The organism is Acinetobacter sp. MF4642 (assembly GCF_002018925.1).
Lineage (GTDB): Bacteria > Pseudomonadota > Gammaproteobacteria > Pseudomonadales > Moraxellaceae > Acinetobacter > Acinetobacter johnsonii.
Genome location: NZ_MVON01000022.1, coordinates 1 through 18,364 on the forward strand (window position 1 = coordinate 1; position 18,364 = coordinate 18,364).

The following is an 18,364-nucleotide window of genomic DNA, read 5'->3' on the forward strand; positions in this document are numbered from 1 at the left end:
CTGAAAACCTTCAAAATTCTTGCTGAGCGTTATCGAAATAGAGGTAAAAGGCTTGGTTTGAGATTCAATTTAATCGCTGGAATCTACAACTTGGAGCTGAGTAAAAAATGATTTATGAAAGACATCTTATGAATACCATTTTATACTTTCTAGAGATTGTGGGAATTTCTTTATTTGTTTCTCTAGCAATTTCTGGTTTTGTTAATTATTTTGGCTATAGGAAGTCATATGAAAATTTTGGAGAATTATCAGAGCAGATATTTGAAAAACTAGGTTTTGAATATCCAAAAGAACAGGATTTTTATAATGAATTTTTAACGGATGAAGGTGTTCAGATTAGTGTAATGAAATATCGTAATAAGTTAAAAGGTCAAGACCCTTATCCAGAAGATTATTTTGATAAAAAAAGTGCGGTTGAAACTTTAAATTAAGCGTTGAGAAGACTTTTCACACAATGTTATTGACTTCAATACTTATTCCAGCATGACTTTTCATGTATGAATTGAATGATTTTTCCAAGCTTTAATATGTCATGTTGGACGAAATTTAGATTAAAGTTTAGCTTAATACCAAATTCATCTTGCTCCAAAAATTATTCCATAAACTTAAATATTCAGTTTGAAGTTGCTGGAAATACAGAGCTTGTTCAGGTTTATAGCATTGTGTGAATAGCACCCAAATATCGTCTTCATGATTGTCATCGTTAGCAAGGGTCGTATCACATGTTTCTGCAAGGCCATGACATGCATAGTAGCCTTGAGTAAATAAAGGATCATAGGCTGCGAGATTAGTTCTGAGTGCTTCACTAAACTTAATCACTTGTAGTTCAGTACAAGCCAAAATGAGCAGCAAGTCTGCATAAGAATGAATATGTTCTTGAATAAATTGTGCGATTGCAAATGCTTCAGGCTCGGTCTGTTTTTGATCGGTGACATTGAGTTCAAGTTGCTGCATCAGTTGAAGGAAATAGACCAAATGCGATTTAGAGGGTGAGCTTTTCTCAAGTTGATGGGTATTAAAACCCAATTCATCTAGAAGATTTAGTGACAACAAATAACGTGCATATATCTTGGCTGTAATGCGGTCTTGCTCCACGATATTACTGTCGTGCTCAAGTTGCAGTGCTTGATACATAGCCATACTCAAAGCATCAGTGAAAATTTTGACAATGGCGGTAAAATAATTCAGATGAATAAATTTCAGCTGTTCAAGGCTCAGTTGGCATTGATGCAGCCGTGTCAGTATCGGATGTTGAAATAAAATATGTTCGGCTGTCGTTTGTTTCAAGCGGATGATCGCTTGAGTATTGGTTGCCCATGACGCTGAGCTTAAGGATCGTTCAATAAAGCGCAAAACTTCTGCGCGGGTATGTTCAGACTGGGTGAAGGAGAGAGCATTCATATACGAAGTAAATTTTAATTGTCATCATTTTTATCATAGTGAAAAAGACTCGATTCTTCTAGTGTTTTATTTATTTTAAAAACTATATATTTCAAATGGTTATTTTAATATTGGTATTGTTTTTTATAAAAAAACGGCGTTGATCTAAATTTGATATATAATATCGTCTTCAATCGATGTATTTCGTTTTCATGTGCTGTTCTTTTGGGTTAATGGCTTAATTTTAAAGTTTTGTGCATCAGGTAAAATAAATGTCAAAAAAAGAAGACATCATTAACACAGCGCTTAATCTCTTTAACTCACATAGTTATAATTCTATCGGTGTGGATCGGATTATTAGCGAGTCTGGCGTTGCTAAAATGACGTTTTACAAATACTTCCCATCTAAAGCTAAATTAATTGAAGAATGCTTAGTGACAAGAAACCAAAATTTACAGCAGTCGCTTGAAGCGACGATTGCTGCATGTGACCCAAGTGATTATCTCTCCCATATTCGTGCAATTTTTGAATGGTACCATGCTTGGTTTCATAGCGCGGATTTTAATGGTTGTATGTTCCAAAAGGCAGTTGAAGAAATTTCAAAAATTTATCCTTCTTCACTACAGCCCGCAATTGATTATAAAGAATGGTTAAAAGGCAAGTTATGTCAGGCTTTGAATCGTCTAGGTGTGAAGCAGGATGAACAGTTGGCGGCTTTTTTATCGAGTATTTTGGATGGCATGACCATACAAGCGCAAATCGATCCGAAGCAAGTGCATTTGGAAGATTATTGGAAGCGTGTGAATACTTTAATTCAAATGGAACTTTCAGCTGCCTAATATATAAATTTTGATTTTAAGGTTAACCTAATACACTCATTATATTGCTGGCTTAAATGCGCTTAAAATAAATCACGTACAAATAAATAAGCGCGATAACGGTTAAGTTATCGCGCTTTGCTGATAATGATTATGTTCCATATCGCACATTATTTGACAATAATGCATGATATGAATATGAGCAACTTAATGTGCCTTCTTATATTTTTTGTACCCTCTGAATGTTTTCGGTCATTCAGTATTTCAGCAAAAATAGACAGACTTGTCTGTTTTGTTGAATTATAGAGACTTTGTGGAGAAAAACAACCAATCTCTCATTATTTTGGCTGAAATTTATTCATCATGCTTAATATCCCTTAAAATATGTAGGGTATTCATTATTTATTGTGTTATTCAGCCGAATGATTAAGGCACCTTGGGGGTAAATAAATGGTAAATTCATTGATTGGTTCAATCAGAACACTATAGGGTTTGAGCTGATCTTCATAGCATACAAGATTGAGCCTTGCTAAAAGTTCAAAGCGAGCATAATGCAGCGTTGCAGGTTTTGGATTTAAGCAACCATGCCACACACGATAGCTGCCGAGTTTTCCATCGCGGCGATGGTAAAATCCTGCCAAAGGATGAGTCAAGAAGACCTGATAACTTTCTAAATTGGGAAAGCCTTCAAAAAGCCATGGGTCATGTTCGGACTGAGACAAATGCACATCTGAAGTGGCCCATGCCGATTGAGTCCGCATTTTATATTGTGTATATCGACCCTCTGCATCTTGCTGACAATCAAACTCAATCTGTGCAGGATGCCACGGTAGTTGCCAGACATAACGAGGAACGATTAGCGTCCAAGAGTCCAAAGTCGTTCCTAAAAACCAAACACAACGTTCCTGTGTTTCCTGATCAATCACGTAGACCCGATAATTGGTTTGCCCCATAGTGAATTTTGGAAAAGGGTAAACCGCAGAGCTGAAATCTACATCGATGAAGGGCACTACCGACATCAGTGCATGTTGTTTGCCTTGGTAGTGTACCGTGTCTAGCTTAAACCGTGCTGGAATGATTTCTTTAAAACGAGTAGGGTCAACGGCATAAGTAATGAGGGCAAAATGCTGGAGTTTGCACTGTATATCGAGGCCGCTGGGCTTGGGTTTCGGATGTAAATAGTCTTTAAATTTGAGTTCTGGAAAGGTCATTGGTTTAAATTCTAGATTTGTTATTTTTTTTAATATTAGATAAAACTATGCAAAGAGTAAATAAAAAACCGAAGCCTAAGCTTCGGTTTTTTAATATCTTTATACGATCTTATTTTTCAACGAATGCACGTTCAATCACGTAGTCACCAAGTACACCCATACGTGGCGATTCTTTTAAACCATGTTGGTCTAGAAGTGCAGCAACGTCATCGAGGAATGCAGGGCTACCGCAAAGCATTGCACGATCCGTTTCTGGGTTGAAACGTGGTAAACCGATCTTCTCAAAAATCTCGCCAGTTTCAATCACAGTTGTGACACGACCTTGGTTTGGATAGTCTTCACGAGTAACCGTTGGGTAGTAAACCAATTTGTCTTTAATGCCTAATTCTTCAAAGAACTCATTGTTCGGAAGTTCGTCTAAAATAAGGTCTTGGTACGCCAACTCAGAAATGAAGCGTGTACCATGAACCACAATCACTTTTTCAAAACGTTCATAGGTTTCAGGGTCACGAATGGTTGCTAAGAACGGCGCAAGACCTGTACCAGAAGAAAGTAGGTATAGGTTTTTACCTGGGTTTAAGTCATCAAGTACTAAAGTTCCAGTTGGTTTTTTAGATACCAAAATTTCGTCGCCCACTTTAACTTTTTGTAAAATAGAGGTTAAAGGGCCATCAGGAACTTTAATTGAGAAAAACTCAAGTTCTTCTTCGTAGTTTGCGCTAGCGATAGAATAAGCACGCATTAACGGTTTGCCATTTACTTCAAGACCGATCATCACAAATTGACCGTTTTTAAAACGTAGAGCAGTGTCGCGCGTCGTTTTAAAAGAGAATAAAGTATCATTCCAATGGTGGACGTGAGTAATCTTTTCGACGTTGAAAGCAGCCATTAAAGGTCTCAATAAATTATCAAATTAGAACAGGTTGCTATTCTAATCTAAAATCATTCTCGATAAACTGAATATATTTAATTGAGCTTATTAGAAAAAGTGATGATGACTGAGTTAACCTTGCCGATTATTGGCTATATGCACTCTTCTTATAAGGAAAAGTTTGGTATTCCTCGTCAGCCTAATTTGGTTCAAGTGGAATCGTATATTGAAATGCTAGCACCCTATAATGATGTTCTAGCCTTTGAAGGAATTGTGGCATTTAGTCATTTATGGTTGGTGTGGCAGTTTCATGACAATAAAAATCCAGAAAAAACCCAGTTTCGTACACAAGTTCGTCCGCCACGCTTAGGGGGCAATAAAAAAATAGGGGTATTTGCTACGCGCAGCATGTATCGTCCTTCACCGATTGGTCTATCGGTGGTGAGGCTCAAGTGCGTCAAAAAAGAGGGGAAGTCAGTTCGAGTGTATGTCACAGGAAGTGATTTACTAGATGGCACCCCAATTGTTGATATTAAACCTTATATTCACTACTCAGATGCAGTTATAGATGCGGAAAGTGGCTATGCGCAAGATGAACCTAAACGTAAATCGGTGATATGGTCGGATCGGGCGATCGAACAGAAGCAGCAGCTTTTGATGAGTGAAAAACTTTCACTACAGACCGTACAAGAGCTTGAAGCCGTTTTATCTTTAGATCCCAGACCGGCGTATCAGGATGATGAAGCGCGAATTTATGGGATGAAATTTGCAAATTTAGATGTGAAATTTAAAGTGAATGAAACGTGTATAGAAATACAGGAGCTATAAGCTCCTGTATCGATTCAAACTTAAACCCACTGAGTTATTCGGAATAGATTTAAAACTTCAGGTTTTGTTTTAAATAATTTGCTGCAACTGAATTGTATAAATCACAACCTTTATTTAACCCATCTGCCTTAGTTAAACGAGCGGTTTTCTCGTCGACAGACACATTCATTTGATTTATTCGCTCTTTCTCTGATTGAATATCATTTGCAAGATTGGACTCTACGCCAGCAGTTTCTTTTGAACTTGTATAGTAGGCGCCTTTATATTGAGTGTATCCACTAAAAGCGTGTGCTTCGGTTTCATCGTGGCTGTAATGATAGGCAAGCGCATTATTAAATTTTGTGTATTTAAAATATTTCTGCCCAGTTTGGCTGGCAAAAGCCGTTGCGTATTCATTAAAGTCCTGTTGATATACATCTTCTGCTTCAGATAAGAGTAAATATTCCTGATTATTGGAGTATTCTGTTTCCTGTAAACAGGTTGAACCCGCTGGGAATTTTAATGCTTGGTATGCTTTTAATTTTGTATTGATTTCATCTGGATACTTCACGCTATATTGAGGATAGTCCAAGTTCCAATTCAGGTCAGGGTCTACAGTTGAAAGTACGCTTTCACCAGCAATATTACGCTGAGCCACAGTTGTGGTGAATTCTAAACCTGTAGATCCGATTGCGGAATAAGGCCGAAGTTTGATTTGATTATTGATGAAGGTCATTTGGCCAATTAAAGCGCCATAGCTATTGGTAGGGCCGAATGTTTGATACTCGCCTTGTTCAGTTAAGTAAATTTCATTTGTATCATCATCTGCATCGAAAGTAGCATAAGCTTTGCCATCAGCCAGCGTAATTTTTGTATTTAGCACGCCAAAATCAACAGCTTGAGTATGTGAGTCATACCAATAATCAATACGAACAGTTTCCCATTGTTGGGCTGTATTTGTATTATTAGAGTTATTATTTGAAGAATTACTGGATGTTGAGTTATTGCTAGTACTGGTATTGTTAGAACTCTCAGAACTTCCGCCACCACACGCGCTAAGCATTAATGCACTAAAAACTGCAAGCGATAATATTTTAAATTTCATAAAGATCCCGATTCAAAAATATATTATTAATAAAGTTATTGTTTAAAAATGAAGCGGGCTGATTATAGATTAATATGATGAAAATAAAAAATTAATTATTTAAATCGAATTAATAAATCGTCCACCAAAGTAGCCCAATCAAAACCACCATATGCAAAATCTGAATCGGGGCAAAAGCAATAAAGTATTGCTTACCACCTGTTAAGGCGGCATTAACGGATTTAGCAACAGCGTGTGCAGTCAAACCTAAGATAAATGCTGACATTGCTGCCGTGTCTGTCGGTGTTCCTTGCATCACGACTGTTGCCATCGCTGCATGGATTTCAAATAAAGAAGCCAGCAAAGTCCCAGCGATTAAACCTGCATCTCCCAGCCAAAGGTTAAGTCCATACACACCCGCTTGGATGAACGTCAAAGTCAGGGCAATAATGCCAGCCTCTTTTAAGCTAAACATGCGTGAATCAGTGGGTTGATGTTGTTCTTGTGCAGGGGCAGATCGTACCAACGCATAAGCACAGATCCCTAAAAGGACACTTGCTACAAGAGTCGGAAGCAGTATAGTTTTGAGCCAAAGTATACTCACACCTGCGACTATAATTAGTAGTTGCAACAAAGTGGCAATACAGGACATTAGCGCTGCACCTGCATTGGGTTTGGCAAGTGCTCGACCTGCACGTACTTCCATGCCTAAGCTGGCAACAGTCGCTGTACTGGATACAAAACCTGAGGCGATTGCCGATAAAATCATGGCATTTTTAGTGCTCAGCAGTCGTTTGGCGATATGCGCAAGCGCTTGAACAGCAAGAATGAGTGTGACTAATTTTAAAATAATATAGGGATTCAGCACAGCACCCCATAAAGGCGTATTCGGCGTTAAGGGCAAAGCAATTAGAATCAGTGCTAGAAGAAAGATACCGTCTTTAAATTCAGCTTCAGTAATCCATTTTCCAGCAATGCTGTGCATAGAATGTTTGGTCATTAAAATAATGGTCAGGAGCACGGCTAAACCTGCCGCTAAAGGGGTATTCCACAGGCACATTGCGCCAATAAAATAGGTCATGACAAAGGCAAGTTCAGTGGTTGAACCCAAATCTTCTGTTTGGTTTTTCATTGAGAATATAACTATGCCGCCGATGATCAGCGCACCAACAATGCCAATATTGACACCAAATAAAAAACAAATGGCACCGAGAAGGGCACAAATGGCAAAGGAGCGTAGTCCTGCAAAGCTCTGTTGGTTTTCACGTTGTTTGCTTCGTTCGCGCTCTAGACCAATCAACAGTCCACAGCCTAATGCTGAAGCCAAGGTAATGAGGACATCAGATAAAGCCAAGTTGTTGATGGAAACTATGCTGAAGTCCAAGCCTATCTCACTAAATTTAATGACCTGTCTAAAATATAGGCGAATGCTGAAGGTGGATTCAAGTTAAAAGAGCAAGATTTGTGAGTAAATTCGTGATTCTATTGATGAGCTTGGCTACTCCTCGATATTTGTGGGATTTGCTTATGCTTTGTGTGAATGAATACAGAAAATCTTGCTATAGTGGGGTTATGTTTGGGGACGTATAACAATGAATTTTAATTTTGAAATTGATACCACTTGGTGCTTAGATCAACTGTTTAAAGATGGGCGAATTACTGAAAAAGAAAAAAATCTAGTACAAACCTCGCACCGTCAACGCGATCAATTGAAGTGGCATCCTTTACAGTGGATTGCTCATTTTAATCTGGTGGATCAGTCGCATCCACAGTCGAGACTGACATTAAATCGGCTGTGTCAGTGGCTAGCCGAAAAGACCCAATTACCGTTTTATGTGATTGATCCACTCAAAGCCGATGTGCAAGCTTTGACTTCGGTGATGTCTCAAGAATTCGCCTTCCGCAATAAAATCTTGGCAGTAGAAGTTCAGGCTAATCAAGTTTTGATTGCAACAGATCAGCCGTATATGAAAGATTGGATTGCAAATTTGGAGCAGAATGTTGCACCGAAAAAAATCCAGCGTGTATTACTCAGCCCTGAACAATTACAGCGCTATATGGTCGAGTATTATCAGGTGAGTCGCGCCGTCAGTAACTCCCAGAAGTCTGGGAGTTATGACCGTGATAATAAAGGCGTAGAAGCACTTTTACAGTTGGGTGATAGTCAAAACCCTGATGCCAATGACCAACACATTGTTAAATTAGTCGACTGGGTTCTACAGTTTGCTTTTGAGCAAGGTGCCAGTGATATTCACTTAGAACCACGTAAAGACAACGGCAAAGTTCGTTTCCGTATTGATGGAGTGCTGCATACGATTTATAACATGCCTGCCAATACTTTAACCGCAGTGATTTCGCGGATTAAAATTTTAGGTCGAATGAATGTGGCGGAAAAACGTAAACCACAAGATGGACGGTTAAAAACACGGACACCGAAAGGACAAGAAACAGAACTGCGTCTTTCGACTTTACCGACTGCTTTTGGTGAAAAGTTGGTGATGCGTATTTTTGACCCTGAAGTTTTAGTGCGTAGCTTTCAGCAGTTGGGTTTTGAAGGGCATTTGCTCAGTGATTGGCAAGCGCTGACTTCGCATAGTCACGGCATTATTTTAGTGACAGGGCCAACGGGTTCAGGTAAAACCACCACGCTTTATTCTTCTTTGAAACAATTGGCTACCGAACAGGTGAACGTCTGTACCATTGAAGACCCAATTGAGATGTTAGAGCCGAGTTTTAACCAAATGCAGGTGAATACAGGCATTGATCTTGGGTTTGCTGATGGTGTTCGCGCACTGATGCGTCAAGACCCTGACATTATTATGGTCGGTGAGATTCGTGACCATGATACGGCCAATATGGCGATTCAGGCCGCACTTACAGGGCATTTGGTGCTTTCAACTCTGCATACTAATGATGCACCTTCCAGTCTGACGCGTTTGCATGATTTAGGCGTACAACCGTTCTTAACCGCGGCAACCATTTTAGGGGTGTTGGCACAGCGTCTCGTACGTCGTTTATGTCCACATTGTAAAGTTGAAAAGCAAATCAATAGCCAAGAATGGGAGCATCTGACTTTTGATTACATTATGGAGATGCCTGAAAAAGTCTTTACCGCAGTGGGATGTGAAGAGTGTCGTCAAACGGGCTACAAAGGACGAGTCGGCATCTATGAGTTTATGCCCGTGAGTTTAGAGGCAAAGCAACTGATTGGTGCCAATGGTGACTTGACTGCACTGCGTCAACAAGCCAAAAAAGAAGGCATTGAGCCTTTAAGAATTGCGGGTGCTCGTAAAGTTTTAGAAGGCGTCACGACACTAGAAGAAGTGTTACGTGTTGTCCCACTTAACTAAACCTTTAATGCTTTAATAAAAGCTTTCTTAAGATTCAGCTCATCTAGCTTTGGTTTAATGACTTCATCGAATAGGTGAACAACTAAATAGAGGTACTGGATATGAATATGATGATGAAAGCGTTATTGGTTGCTGGTGTTATTGGTTCAACCACTGTAGCTGTAGCAAACACGGCAGTGAACCAAGCGGCTGTTGCTGCTTCAACGCCAACTACGGTTAAGCATGCCTTAACATTAAAAGATGACAATCACGTCCAGTTAAAAGGCTATGTGGTCAAAGCCATCGGGGATGAGAAGTATGAATTCCGTGACCAAACGGGTTCAATTACTGTCGACATTGATGATGAATTATGGGGTGGCAAAGCGATTTCAGCTAAAACACCTGTAACCATTATCGGTGAAGTGGATATTGACTACAAACCAGCAAAACGCGTTGAAATTGATGTAGATCAAGTGAAATTCTAAATACGCAAGTTCAAGCTCAATTCAATTTTGATTGGACTTTCTTAAAAACCCACAGGGCTTCGATTGGATCTTAGCCCTGTGGTTTTTGTATTTTGAGCCATTTCACGGCATGATCTAAACAATCGTAATAAGGCAGGTTAAGCAGTGCGGATATTATTGGCAGAAGATGATGCCTCTCAAGCTGAGAGTATTAAAACTTGGCTTGAAATGGATGGCTACAGTGTCGATTGGGTGGAACGGGGTGACCATGCCATTTTAGCCATTGAACAGCATCACTATGACTGTGTGCTTTTAGATCGTGGTTTGCCGCATGCCACAGGCGATGACATTTTGCTGAAAGTCCGTGGCAAGAACCTCTCGACTCCTGTGATTTTTCTCACAGCGCGTGACAGTATTCGAGATCGAGTCGAAGGTCTAGACTTGGGCGCCAATGATTATTTGGTCAAACCTTTTAGTCTAGAGGAATTATCTGCTCGAATTCGCTTACAACTTCGACAGCAACAGCATAGCAGCTCGCAGGTATTGAGTTATGCCAATATCCAACTCGACCCACAAGCCAAAAGTGTGACTCAAAATGGTCAAGCTGTTAATTTAACTGCCAAAGAGTTTCAAATTTTGCATAAATTGATGCTCAAGCCCGAATATGTTGTTACGCGGGAACAACTTGAGGAAAGTCTTTATGCATGGGGCGATGAAATCGAAAGTAATGCGATTGAGGTCTTTATTTATCAATTACGAAAAAAACTCGGTAGTCATTGTATTAAAACCATACGTGGTTTGGGCTACAGAATGAATCAGGACACATAATGGCTCAGCCAATTTCACTGCAGCGTCAGCTTGTTAAAAGTTCGCTCCTCAGTTCGATACTGGCGGGGCTTTTGGCATTGCTGATGTTTATTGGGGTGTCGGTTTATCAGACCATGACTATGCAAGATGAAATCATGGATGAAATGGCCGATATGTTGCTGGCAGATGATTTAACGGTCAGCAATGGTCAAGCCTTGACAGAGCTTAGTGATGAGTTTGATATTCGCTATCGACTCGATAATGCGCAGCAACTTTTGACTGCATCCGAAGATGTACCTGAAAAAATAACTGTGGATCATTTGAGTTTGGTTTCCGATGAACCTTATGGTTTTTATTGGTCAGAGCAGAAACTGTGGCGTATTTATACTGCACAGGATAATCACGGTTTACAGGTTCAAGTGACCCAGTCGATGTCCGAACGTTTCCATGCCTTTTGGCAAAGCATCCTAGTTTTCAGTGGTATGTTGTTTTTAGTGTGGTGTGTACAGTGGTTGTTGATGCATTTTGCCATTCGACGTAAATTTCGGGTGATACATCAAGTTTCAGAGCAAATTTCAAATAAATCGGTCAATGATTTAGCACCTATTTCTATGCCAGAACCTGAGCTGATTGAGTTGCAACCGATGTTGTCTCAGCTGAATGCTTTATTGGCGCGTTTAGAGCAAGCTTTAGTGGCAGAGCAACGTTTTACCGCAGATGCTTCACATGAGTTACGTTCTCCACTGTCGGCGATACAAATGCGACTTCAGGTGCTCAAGCGCAAGTTCCCTAAACTTGAAAGTGAGTTAAAACCGATCCAACAAGATGTCAGTCGTGGGGTACAGGTGTTGGATAATTTGTTATTGCTGGCGCGTCTAGACCCTGAGCAAAAGGAAAGTTTGGCGAAGACTAAGTTTGACTTAAGTCTGCTAATGCGGGATGTGATTAAAGCTTTACAGCCGTTTGCGGACTCAAAACAGATTAAAATTAACGTGGTGCTTGCAGAGCAGGTTTATGTATTGGCCAATGAGCAGCTCTTATTTAGCGCACTTCGCAATTTGCTCGACAATGCCATTCGCTATAGCCCCGAGCAGGCACAAGTCTTTGTCAATCTCACGATCGAAGAAGAGCAGCTCAGACTGAGGATTAAAAATAGTGGACATGGGGTCGATTCTGCGGTTATCCAGCGCTTGGGTGAACGCTTCTATCGGGCTTTAGGTACAAAAACACAAGGTTCGGGCTTGGGCTTATCGATTTGTCAGAAAATTGTCGATTTACACGCAGGGCAGTTGTTATTTAGTCCATCCGACTTAGGCGGTTTAAAAGTGGAACTGCTGTTAAATACGCTTGAGACTTAGATATGCAGATTGTGATCTGTGATAAAAACAGCATAAATGATCAAACTTAAAGACATTAAAAAGCAGTACGCGCTGACATACTGCTTGTTTCCACGATTATTGTTATTGGGTTTTTATAGTTCTTATTTGGTAAGAATGAGTCGATTATTGCGAGTGAGTCGTAGACGATACTCTTCTCCAGCATGCATAATGCGAATTTCACGGCCTAGGGCAAATAAGTTGTTTGAGTGTAGCATTGGTAGTGAATGGGCTGTTTCGTTACGAGTAAATAAGCTAAATGGTGCGTTCATTCTGGCGACTCCGTGGTATATGTTGAACGATTTAAATGATAATCATTATCGAATGGGGCTGTCAACATTTTCTCGCTGAAAATATAAAAAACTTCAATATCGTTACATGCAGTCACTCAATACACCACACATCTGAAATGGAATCTGATTATGTCAAAACCTTTGGTTCAAGTCGCTATAGCCATCCTTTTACATCAAGGCAAAGTGTTGGTGGGTTGGCGGCAGGCGGAACAGCATCAGGGCAATAAGCACGAATTTCCTGGAGGGAAGGTGGAAGCAGGTGAAACGCCTGAGCAAGCCTGTCGCCGTGAGGTGTTAGAGGAAGTTGGAGTTGATATACCCGATTGGCATGCTTTTGACTGTATTCAGTTTGAATATGATGATGTGATTGTCAATTTGCATTTATTTCATGCCACAGTATCAAAGCGTCTATTGGCAGACATTCACTCACCATGGGCGTGGTTCAAGCGTACTGAATTACAAGATCTTAACTTTCCAAAAGCCAATCAGGCCATTTTGAAGCGACTTTATGCTGCACCCGTGATTAAAATTTCAGATCAAATCGATGTGTTGAAGGATTTGCCTGAACAACAAGTGCTGTATTGGCGAGTGCCTGCCAGTCCTGAACATATTTTAAAAATTGCAGAACTGAGTGTAGAACAATTGGCACAGGTGATTGTAAATATAGAACTATGGAAAGGTTTAAATCCACTACAACAGCAGGCAGTTGCGGCCATACATCTGAAACAATCTCAACTGATGCAATTGAGTAAAGGGGAGCTAAATGTTGGGCAGCGTTATATAGCGGCCTGTCATGACCGTAGCAGTGCTGAACATGCACAAGAAATTGGCTGTGATGCTCTTTTACTTAGCCCTGTACTTGAAACACTCAGCCACCCAAATAGTGAAACTTTGGGTTGGGAGCAGTTCAGTTTGATTGCAGAAGAGATTCATATCCCGATTTTTGCTCTCGGCGGCTTACAGTTAGCCGATTTAGCCAAAGCGCAAAGTTATGGCGCTTATGGTATAGCAGGGCAGCGCTCCATCTAACGGAGCGTGCTTTTAAGACAGACTTTTGATTGCTGTTTGGGCTTGTTGAATGGTTTTCTGATTCTTCTGGATTTGACCTGCTTTTAAGATAACGCTCCAAAGCTGCTTTTTCATGGCATTGCTTTGGGCATAACTCAAGCCGCGACGTGCAAGCGATTCCGCATTTGCAGGTTGTTTTTGTTGATTGGCAATTAAAGCCAAATACAAAAAGGTCTCACTCGACTGTGGTGCTAAACGCTGTGCTTGCATGGCGTAGCTTTGTGCTTGACTCCACTGGCCTTGGCGATAGGCCGTTTGTGTTTTTTGCATCAGACTTTTAAAAGCAGGAAGCTGTCGCCCATCATCAAACTGTTGTTTGCTTTTCTGTTCAGGAATCACAATCTTCTGACGTTGAATTTCTTCACGGTCATAAGGATGAATTGTGACCCCTGAGGGTGTTTTCTGCTCTTTATCCGCCTGTGTCGGCTTTTCAGGTATCTTTTTTTCAGATGGCTGTGGGAGGCTTTGACAGCCTGCCACAGTCACGATGGTTGCTAAGATACTTAAACGTTTAAACCACATCAAAATTTAAATCCGTCCTATTTATTCAGGTTGATAGCTACCACTCGAAATGACTTGCGTCTCATCTTCTAAGTTACGCTGCATGTTTGATTCACTTTCACGAATATAGTTGTCTATGCTGTCGCCTTGTTCAGGTGTAGCTTGGTAACCATCTGTTTCAGGATTGTAAGTGGGTTCAACTTGATAATGCGGTAAGCCACATGCGGTTGCTTTGCGTGGTACGGTGTTTCGCAAGAGAGGAATATACATTGCGCCCTCACAACCTTGAGCAGCAAGATAACCCGTGCCACGATCAATCCAATGCCATTGCACATCATCCGGTTGGCGTAAGTTGACTGGTTTTTGACGTAGCTGGCTCATCACATTGGTCCACACTGGCAACGCGCCTGAAGAACCTGTTAAGCCAGTTTGTTTGTTGTCATCTAAACCTAGCCAAACCACAGAAACATAATTTCCCGAGTAACCTGCAAACCATGAGTCACGGGTGTCATTGGTGGTTCCAGATTTGCCTGCAAGCTGAAGCGAGTTCGGCAGAGTGTTATAAGCCGAACGACCTGTACCTGAGGTCATCACTTGTTGTAGACCATAATTCAGGACATAGGCCGAAGCAGGGTCAATAGTTTGTTGGACATTTAAACCATAACGGGTCAGCAAGCGGCCGTTTTGATCGACAACAGTACGAATGGATTTAGTCGGATACTTAAAACCGCCTGTGGCAAAGTTGCCATAAATGCTGAGCATTTCCATCGGAGACATGTCTACCGCACCCAAGAAAATGGATGGATAGGTTGGGATGTTACTGGTCACACCAAAACGTTTTAGGTGGTTACTAAACGTCGATAAACCAAACTCTTGACCAAGGCGAACTGCTGACAAGTTATATGAATTAGACAGTGCCTGTACCATTGGTACAACGCCGTGTTCGCCACCGCTATAGTTCTTAGGTGTCCATGCTTTACCATTGGCTTGAATACTAATGCTGCTATCTTCAATTGGGCTGGCCCAGTTGTAACGTCCCGACTGAATCGCACTGAGGTAAATCACTGGTTTAAGCAGTGAGCCGACTTGACGTTTGGCATCGAGTGCACGGTTAAAACCCGTAAAGTCTTGGGTTGAACCAACCGCTGCAACCAATTCACCATTTTCAGGATGCGCAACCAATACCGCACCTTGCAGCTCTTTCAGACGGCTTGAGCCACGGCTTAAGCGACCAACAGTCGATTTAAACGCATCTTGAATTTTGGTTTGTGCAATTGGATCGAGCGTTGTAAAGATGCGTAGACCTTGGTTGGTCAAATCACCTTCTTGGTATTCGGTACGTAACTGACGGCGTACAATGTCTAAGAAATCTGGGAAACGTGAAGGGCCGAGAGTCGGTTTGGCAATCACATTTAAAGGGCGAGCTGTTTCAGTTTCATATTGTTCTTGGGTCAGATAGCCCATGACCAACATATTGTTTAAAACAATATTACGGCGCTTTTTCGCAGCTTCTGGGTTACGCCAAGGGTTATATAAGGTTGGACCTTGTACCAAACCCACCAAATAAGCTTGTTGCGCAATATTTAGCTCACGCAAAGGCATGCCGAAGTAAAACTGTGAAGCCAAACCATAACCATTAATAGAATAGTTGCCGTTTTGCCCGAGGTTCACTTCATTGAGATAGGCTTCTAAAATTTCATCTTTGTCATAGTGAAACTCAACCAATAATGCCATAAATGCTTCATTGACTTTACGCTTAATGGTTTTTTCAGGGGTGAGGTAGAAGTTTTTCACCAACTGTTGGGTCAGTGTTGAACCACCTTGACGTTTTCCACCCGTGACATTACTCACAATCGCACGTGCCGTACCACGAATTGAAACGCCGTGGTGACTATAGAAATTACGATCTTCTGTTGCAATTAAAGCCTCAATTAAAGGCTTAGGTACTTTGTCGAGTTTAATCAGGACACGGTCTTCATTATGCTGCGGATAAATCCCGCCAATCAGCATCGGCTCTAAACGTGCAATCCCTGTAGATGAGGGTTTAGTTGCACTGACTTCAGCCACTTGCTCATTGGCAAAGGTGACTTTAAGCACTTGTTCAGGCTCGACACTATCACCGAAGTCAAAGCCACGAGTGTGTACATATAGCTCATTGCCAGAACTGACAAAGTTCCCTGATTTGGTATAGTTTTCCGAGGACTTATAGCCCAAAAGTTTTAACTCTTGAGTGAAGTCAGCCTGACTGACAGGGGCATTGGTATACACTTCGAGCGGGCGTGCGAATACCTTCGCAGGAATATCCCAGCGCTTGCCTTCAAACTTGTCACGTACAACGGAGTCGAGTCTTATTAAATAAATACTAAACACCAAGAATGCTGCAATGACTAAGATGCAAAAGATCAGTGCAATTAAACCTATGCCACGTTCTGACTTCATAAATACGAATAAGATCCTGAGAAATTGTGCTAATCATGCGAAGCTTTTCGCTAATTTGCAATAATTAAACTGTGAACAAACTGAAATATAGACAATTCCGCGTGTAGCAGCAGTCACTTTAGTTTTTGAATCAATTTAAATAAATAATGTTATGATAGGCGAGAATCGTAGCGGAGCGATGTTGCAGGTGCAAATTTCACATAAAACATTTCGAAACATAGGCTTAATTGGACGTCCAGATAAGTCTTCAGTTGTCGAAACCTTATGTCTTATTCATGATCATCTACTCAGCTTAGGGTTACATCCCGTTTTTGATGCGCAAACCGCTGAACTGGTTCCTTATAAAAACACGCAAACGGTGAGTCGTGCGCTTCTGGGTGAAGTGGTCGATTTGGTGATTGTGGTGGGTGGGGATGGCTCACTTCTGCATGCTGCACGTGCCTTGGTTAAATTTAATACCCCTGTAATGGGCGTAAACCGAGGGCGTTTGGGTTTTTTAACCGACATCAAGCCGACTGAAGTGATTTTTAAGCTCGATCAAGTCTTAAAAGGTGAGTTTCAGTTAGATCGTCGTTTCTTATTGGAAATGGAAATTCGCTCAAAGGGCGAGACGATTTATGATGCGATTGCGCTAAACGATGTGGTATTACACTCGGGTAAGTCGGTGCATATGATTGACTTCGAACTGAATATCGATGGTCAATATGTCTACCGTCAACACAGTGATGGTTTGATTGTATCGACGCCCACGGGTTCAACAGCCTATTCGTTGTCAGGTGGTGGCCCAATCGTGCATCCGGGGATGGATGCGATTGCTTTGGTACCGATGCATCCGCATACCTTGTCTTCACGCCCGATTGTGGTGGGTGGACACAGTGAAATTAAGCTTCTGATTCGTGAAAACCGTGTCTTGCCGATGGTCAGTGCCGATGGTCAACACAGTGTTTCGCTCAATGTGGGTGATAGCTTACATATTCGTAAGCACCCCTTTAAACTGAATTTATTACATCCACCGGGTTATGATTTTTATATGTCATGCCGAACTAAACTTGGGTGGAACCAAGATTTTGACTCTTTTCAACAGGATTAAATCATGAATATTGAACAGATGCTTTCTATTTTAGATGCCGATATTGTTGAGCGTTTAAAAACAGCTGTAGAAATTGGTAAATGGCCAAATGGCATTGCGTTGACTGCTGAACAACGTCAAACCTGTATGCAAGCCGTTATTGCTTGGGAGCATCAGAATACGCCTGAAAAAGAACGTACGGGTTATATCGATAAAGGGCATAAAGAAGAAGGTGAGGAGTGTGATTCTCATGTGCCTGAACCAGAATTTAAACCTATTCGTTTTATTTAATTGATTAAAAATGCGTTGAATCGCTTAGCAATAGATGCTTGGTGATTCAACAACTCAATCTAACAAGAATACCTTCAAACTGTTTCAATCATTATGCTTATAAAAATAATAAAGCTCACTCGACTCGGTTTATTCTTCATTACTGTAATTTCGACCAATGTATTTGCTGAGCGAACAAGTGATGCAAGAAAAATTGAATGTTTATTAGATGTTTCTGTGTTACCGAGTCAAAATTTTCAAAATCCCGTCACACAATACACATCAATGAAAAATGATGGTTATCCGATGTTATTGATTGGAATAAAGATCCATAACACCCATGCAGGTGAAGCATCGAAAAAGATAAAAAGCCATCAAATCTATTGTTCAAACCTAATTGGACAACAAAAAGATGTTTATTTATCTGGTCCTCATGAATCTCAAAAAATCGACATTCATATTGGTGATCAGTTGATTCTCAGAAATATTCATTCTTCAGGAAAGCGTTATCCTTACTGGGCTGACTTTTATTGGATCGAAAAGCGTGACGAATAACGTTCACGCTTTTGTTCGTCCC

Annotated in this window: 18 protein-coding genes and 2 pseudogenes; 12 read left to right on the forward strand and 8 right to left on the reverse strand. The window is 40.9% G+C overall.

All coding sequences use genetic code 11. The features are described from left to right. Positions 1 to 111: pseudogene (locus MF4642_RS11835) on the forward strand (IS5/IS1182 family transposase); the annotation flags it as partial. Positions 112 to 134: 23 nt separating this feature from the next. After that, positions 135 to 431: pseudogene (locus MF4642_RS11840) on the forward strand (ABC transporter ATP-binding protein); the annotation flags it as partial. A gap of 127 nt (positions 432 to 558) precedes the next feature. Here MF4642_RS11840 and MF4642_RS11845 read toward each other — a convergent pair. Next, a complete protein-coding gene (locus MF4642_RS11845) occupies positions 559 to 1,401 on the reverse strand; it encodes a hypothetical protein (protein ID WP_078426348.1) in 843 nt (280 codons plus the stop codon). 251 nt (positions 1,402 to 1,652) lie between these two features. Here MF4642_RS11845 and MF4642_RS11850 point away from each other — a divergent pair, with 251 nt between their 5' ends. Continuing rightward, complete coding sequence (locus MF4642_RS11850) at positions 1,653 to 2,219, forward strand: TetR/AcrR family transcriptional regulator (protein ID WP_005400544.1); 567 nt, start codon at positions 1,653 to 1,655, stop codon at positions 2,217 to 2,219. Between the two features lie 389 nt (positions 2,220 to 2,608). On the opposite strand, the gene MF4642_RS11855 is transcribed toward MF4642_RS11850, so the two are convergent. Both MF4642_RS11855 and MF4642_RS11860 read right to left on the reverse strand, forming a co-directional pair. Next, a complete protein-coding gene (locus MF4642_RS11855) occupies positions 2,609 to 3,409 on the reverse strand; it encodes a DUF2071 domain-containing protein (protein WP_078426349.1) in 801 nt (266 codons plus the stop codon). 109 nt (positions 3,410 to 3,518) lie between these two features. Beyond that, positions 3,519 to 4,298 (reverse strand): ferredoxin--NADP reductase, encoded by a 780-nt coding sequence (locus MF4642_RS11860; RefSeq protein ID WP_004982408.1) that lies wholly within the window; start codon positions 4,296 to 4,298, stop codon positions 3,519 to 3,521. A gap of 102 nt (positions 4,299 to 4,400) precedes the next feature. Here MF4642_RS11860 and tsaA point away from each other — a divergent pair, with 102 nt between their 5' ends. After that, the gene (gene tsaA / locus MF4642_RS11865) at positions 4,401 to 5,108 is read left to right on the forward strand and encodes a tRNA (N6-threonylcarbamoyladenosine(37)-N6)-methyltransferase TrmO (protein WP_078389482.1); all 708 of its coding nucleotides are present in this window, start codon (positions 4,401 to 4,403) and stop codon (positions 5,106 to 5,108) included. 49 nt (positions 5,109 to 5,157) lie between these two features. Here tsaA and MF4642_RS11875 read toward each other — a convergent pair whose 3' ends face one another. Together MF4642_RS11875 and MF4642_RS11880 are read right to left on the reverse strand one after the other, a co-directional pair. Then, on the reverse strand, positions 5,158 to 6,192 hold the full coding sequence (locus MF4642_RS11875) for a hypothetical protein (RefSeq protein ID WP_227518545.1): 1,035 nt from the start codon (positions 6,190 to 6,192) through the stop codon (positions 5,158 to 5,160). 109 nt (positions 6,193 to 6,301) lie between these two features. After that, positions 6,302 to 7,555 (reverse strand): MgtC/SapB family protein, encoded by a 1,254-nt coding sequence (locus MF4642_RS11880; RefSeq protein WP_078426350.1) that lies wholly within the window; start codon positions 7,553 to 7,555, stop codon positions 6,302 to 6,304. A 208-nt stretch (positions 7,556 to 7,763) separates the two neighbouring features. On the opposite strand from MF4642_RS11880, the gene MF4642_RS11885 reads away from it, so the two are divergent. The 4 genes from MF4642_RS11885 (at position 7,764) to MF4642_RS11900 (ending at position 12,129) form a co-directional block, all read left to right on the forward strand. Then, entirely contained in the window at positions 7,764 to 9,521 is a 1,758-nt protein-coding gene (locus tag MF4642_RS11885) for a GspE/PulE family protein (RefSeq protein ID WP_078389484.1), read from the forward strand. Positions 9,522 to 9,622: 101 nt separating this feature from the next. Next, entirely contained in the window at positions 9,623 to 9,985 is a 363-nt protein-coding gene (locus MF4642_RS11890) for a NirD/YgiW/YdeI family stress tolerance protein (protein WP_039890062.1), read from the forward strand. Between the two features lie 144 nt (positions 9,986 to 10,129). Further along, the gene (locus tag MF4642_RS11895; protein WP_005400550.1) at positions 10,130 to 10,792 is read left to right on the forward strand and encodes a response regulator transcription factor; all 663 of its coding nucleotides are present in this window, start codon (positions 10,130 to 10,132) and stop codon (positions 10,790 to 10,792) included. Further along, the gene (locus MF4642_RS11900; RefSeq protein ID WP_078426351.1) at positions 10,792 to 12,129 is read left to right on the forward strand and encodes a sensor histidine kinase; all 1,338 of its coding nucleotides are present in this window, start codon (positions 10,792 to 10,794) and stop codon (positions 12,127 to 12,129) included. Before MF4642_RS11895 ends, MF4642_RS11900 begins: the two co-directional genes overlap by 1 nt. 122 nt (positions 12,130 to 12,251) lie before the next feature. Here MF4642_RS11900 and hemP read toward each other — a convergent pair whose 3' ends face one another. After that, positions 12,252 to 12,419 (reverse strand): hemin uptake protein HemP, encoded by a 168-nt coding sequence (hemP, locus tag MF4642_RS11905; RefSeq protein ID WP_004696105.1) that lies wholly within the window; start codon positions 12,417 to 12,419, stop codon positions 12,252 to 12,254. A gap of 150 nt (positions 12,420 to 12,569) precedes the next feature. On the opposite strand from hemP, the gene MF4642_RS11910 reads away from it, so the two are divergent. Beyond that, entirely contained in the window at positions 12,570 to 13,469 is a 900-nt protein-coding gene (locus MF4642_RS11910) for an NUDIX domain-containing protein (protein ID WP_078426352.1), read from the forward strand. A gap of 12 nt (positions 13,470 to 13,481) precedes the next feature. On the opposite strand, the gene MF4642_RS11915 is transcribed toward MF4642_RS11910, so the two are convergent. Together MF4642_RS11915 and mrcB are read right to left on the reverse strand one after the other, a co-directional pair. Next, positions 13,482 to 14,030: a tetratricopeptide repeat protein gene (locus MF4642_RS11915; protein ID WP_078426353.1), complete on the reverse strand. Its 549-nt coding sequence runs from the start codon at positions 14,028 to 14,030 to the stop codon at positions 13,482 to 13,484. A 21-nt stretch (positions 14,031 to 14,051) separates the two neighbouring features. Beyond that, the gene (gene mrcB, locus MF4642_RS11920; protein ID WP_078426354.1) at positions 14,052 to 16,448 is read right to left on the reverse strand and encodes a penicillin-binding protein 1B; all 2,397 of its coding nucleotides are present in this window, start codon (positions 16,446 to 16,448) and stop codon (positions 14,052 to 14,054) included. A gap of 151 nt (positions 16,449 to 16,599) precedes the next feature. Between mrcB and MF4642_RS11925 the strand changes: the two genes are divergently transcribed. From MF4642_RS11925 to MF4642_RS11935, 3 genes are all read left to right on the forward strand, one after another. Beyond that, positions 16,600 to 17,538, forward strand: a complete 939-nt coding sequence (locus tag MF4642_RS11925) for an NAD(+) kinase (RefSeq protein WP_078426355.1) — start codon at positions 16,600 to 16,602, stop codon at positions 17,536 to 17,538. Between the two features lie 3 nt (positions 17,539 to 17,541). Then, the gene (locus MF4642_RS11930) at positions 17,542 to 17,808 is read left to right on the forward strand and encodes a YeaC family protein (protein WP_005400556.1); all 267 of its coding nucleotides are present in this window, start codon (positions 17,542 to 17,544) and stop codon (positions 17,806 to 17,808) included. Positions 17,809 to 17,901: 93 nt separating this feature from the next. Then, a complete protein-coding gene (locus MF4642_RS11935) occupies positions 17,902 to 18,342 on the forward strand; it encodes a hypothetical protein (protein WP_078426356.1) in 441 nt (146 codons plus the stop codon). The last annotated feature ends 22 nt before the right edge of the window (positions 18,343 to 18,364 follow it).

What these genes read in the sequence shown, in the direction of transcription:
- MF4642_RS11845 (WP_078426348.1), bottom strand. Translation starts at nt 1,401, where the DNA reads ATGAATGCTCTCTCCTTCACCCAGTCTGAACATACCCGCGCAGAAGTT.
- MF4642_RS11850 (WP_005400544.1), top strand. Translation starts at nt 1,653, where the DNA reads ATGTCAAAAAAAGAAGACATCATTAACACAGCGCTTAATCTCTTTAAC.
- MF4642_RS11855 (WP_078426349.1), bottom strand. Translation starts at nt 3,409, where the DNA reads ATGACCTTTCCAGAACTCAAATTTAAAGACTATTTACATCCGAAACCC.
- MF4642_RS11860 (WP_004982408.1), bottom strand. Translation starts at nt 4,298, where the DNA reads ATGGCTGCTTTCAACGTCGAAAAGATTACTCACGTCCACCATTGGAAT.
- tsaA (WP_078389482.1), top strand. Translation starts at nt 4,401, where the DNA reads ATGATGACTGAGTTAACCTTGCCGATTATTGGCTATATGCACTCTTCT.
- MF4642_RS11875 (WP_227518545.1), bottom strand. Translation starts at nt 6,192, where the DNA reads ATGAAATTTAAAATATTATCGCTTGCAGTTTTTAGTGCATTAATGCTT.
- MF4642_RS11885 (WP_078389484.1), top strand. Translation starts at nt 7,764, where the DNA reads ATGAATTTTAATTTTGAAATTGATACCACTTGGTGCTTAGATCAACTG.
- MF4642_RS11890 (WP_039890062.1), top strand. Translation starts at nt 9,623, where the DNA reads ATGAATATGATGATGAAAGCGTTATTGGTTGCTGGTGTTATTGGTTCA.
- MF4642_RS11900 (WP_078426351.1), top strand. Translation starts at nt 10,792, where the DNA reads ATGGCTCAGCCAATTTCACTGCAGCGTCAGCTTGTTAAAAGTTCGCTC.
- hemP (WP_004696105.1), bottom strand. Translation starts at nt 12,419, where the DNA reads ATGAACGCACCATTTAGCTTATTTACTCGTAACGAAACAGCCCATTCA.
- MF4642_RS11910 (WP_078426352.1), top strand. Translation starts at nt 12,570, where the DNA reads ATGTCAAAACCTTTGGTTCAAGTCGCTATAGCCATCCTTTTACATCAA.
- MF4642_RS11915 (WP_078426353.1), bottom strand. Translation starts at nt 14,030, where the DNA reads ATGTGGTTTAAACGTTTAAGTATCTTAGCAACCATCGTGACTGTGGCA.
- mrcB (WP_078426354.1), bottom strand. Translation starts at nt 16,448, where the DNA reads ATGAAGTCAGAACGTGGCATAGGTTTAATTGCACTGATCTTTTGCATC.
- MF4642_RS11925 (WP_078426355.1), top strand. Translation starts at nt 16,600, where the DNA reads ATGATAGGCGAGAATCGTAGCGGAGCGATGTTGCAGGTGCAAATTTCA.
- MF4642_RS11930 (WP_005400556.1), top strand. Translation starts at nt 17,542, where the DNA reads ATGAATATTGAACAGATGCTTTCTATTTTAGATGCCGATATTGTTGAG.
- MF4642_RS11935 (WP_078426356.1), top strand. Translation starts at nt 17,902, where the DNA reads ATGCTTATAAAAATAATAAAGCTCACTCGACTCGGTTTATTCTTCATT.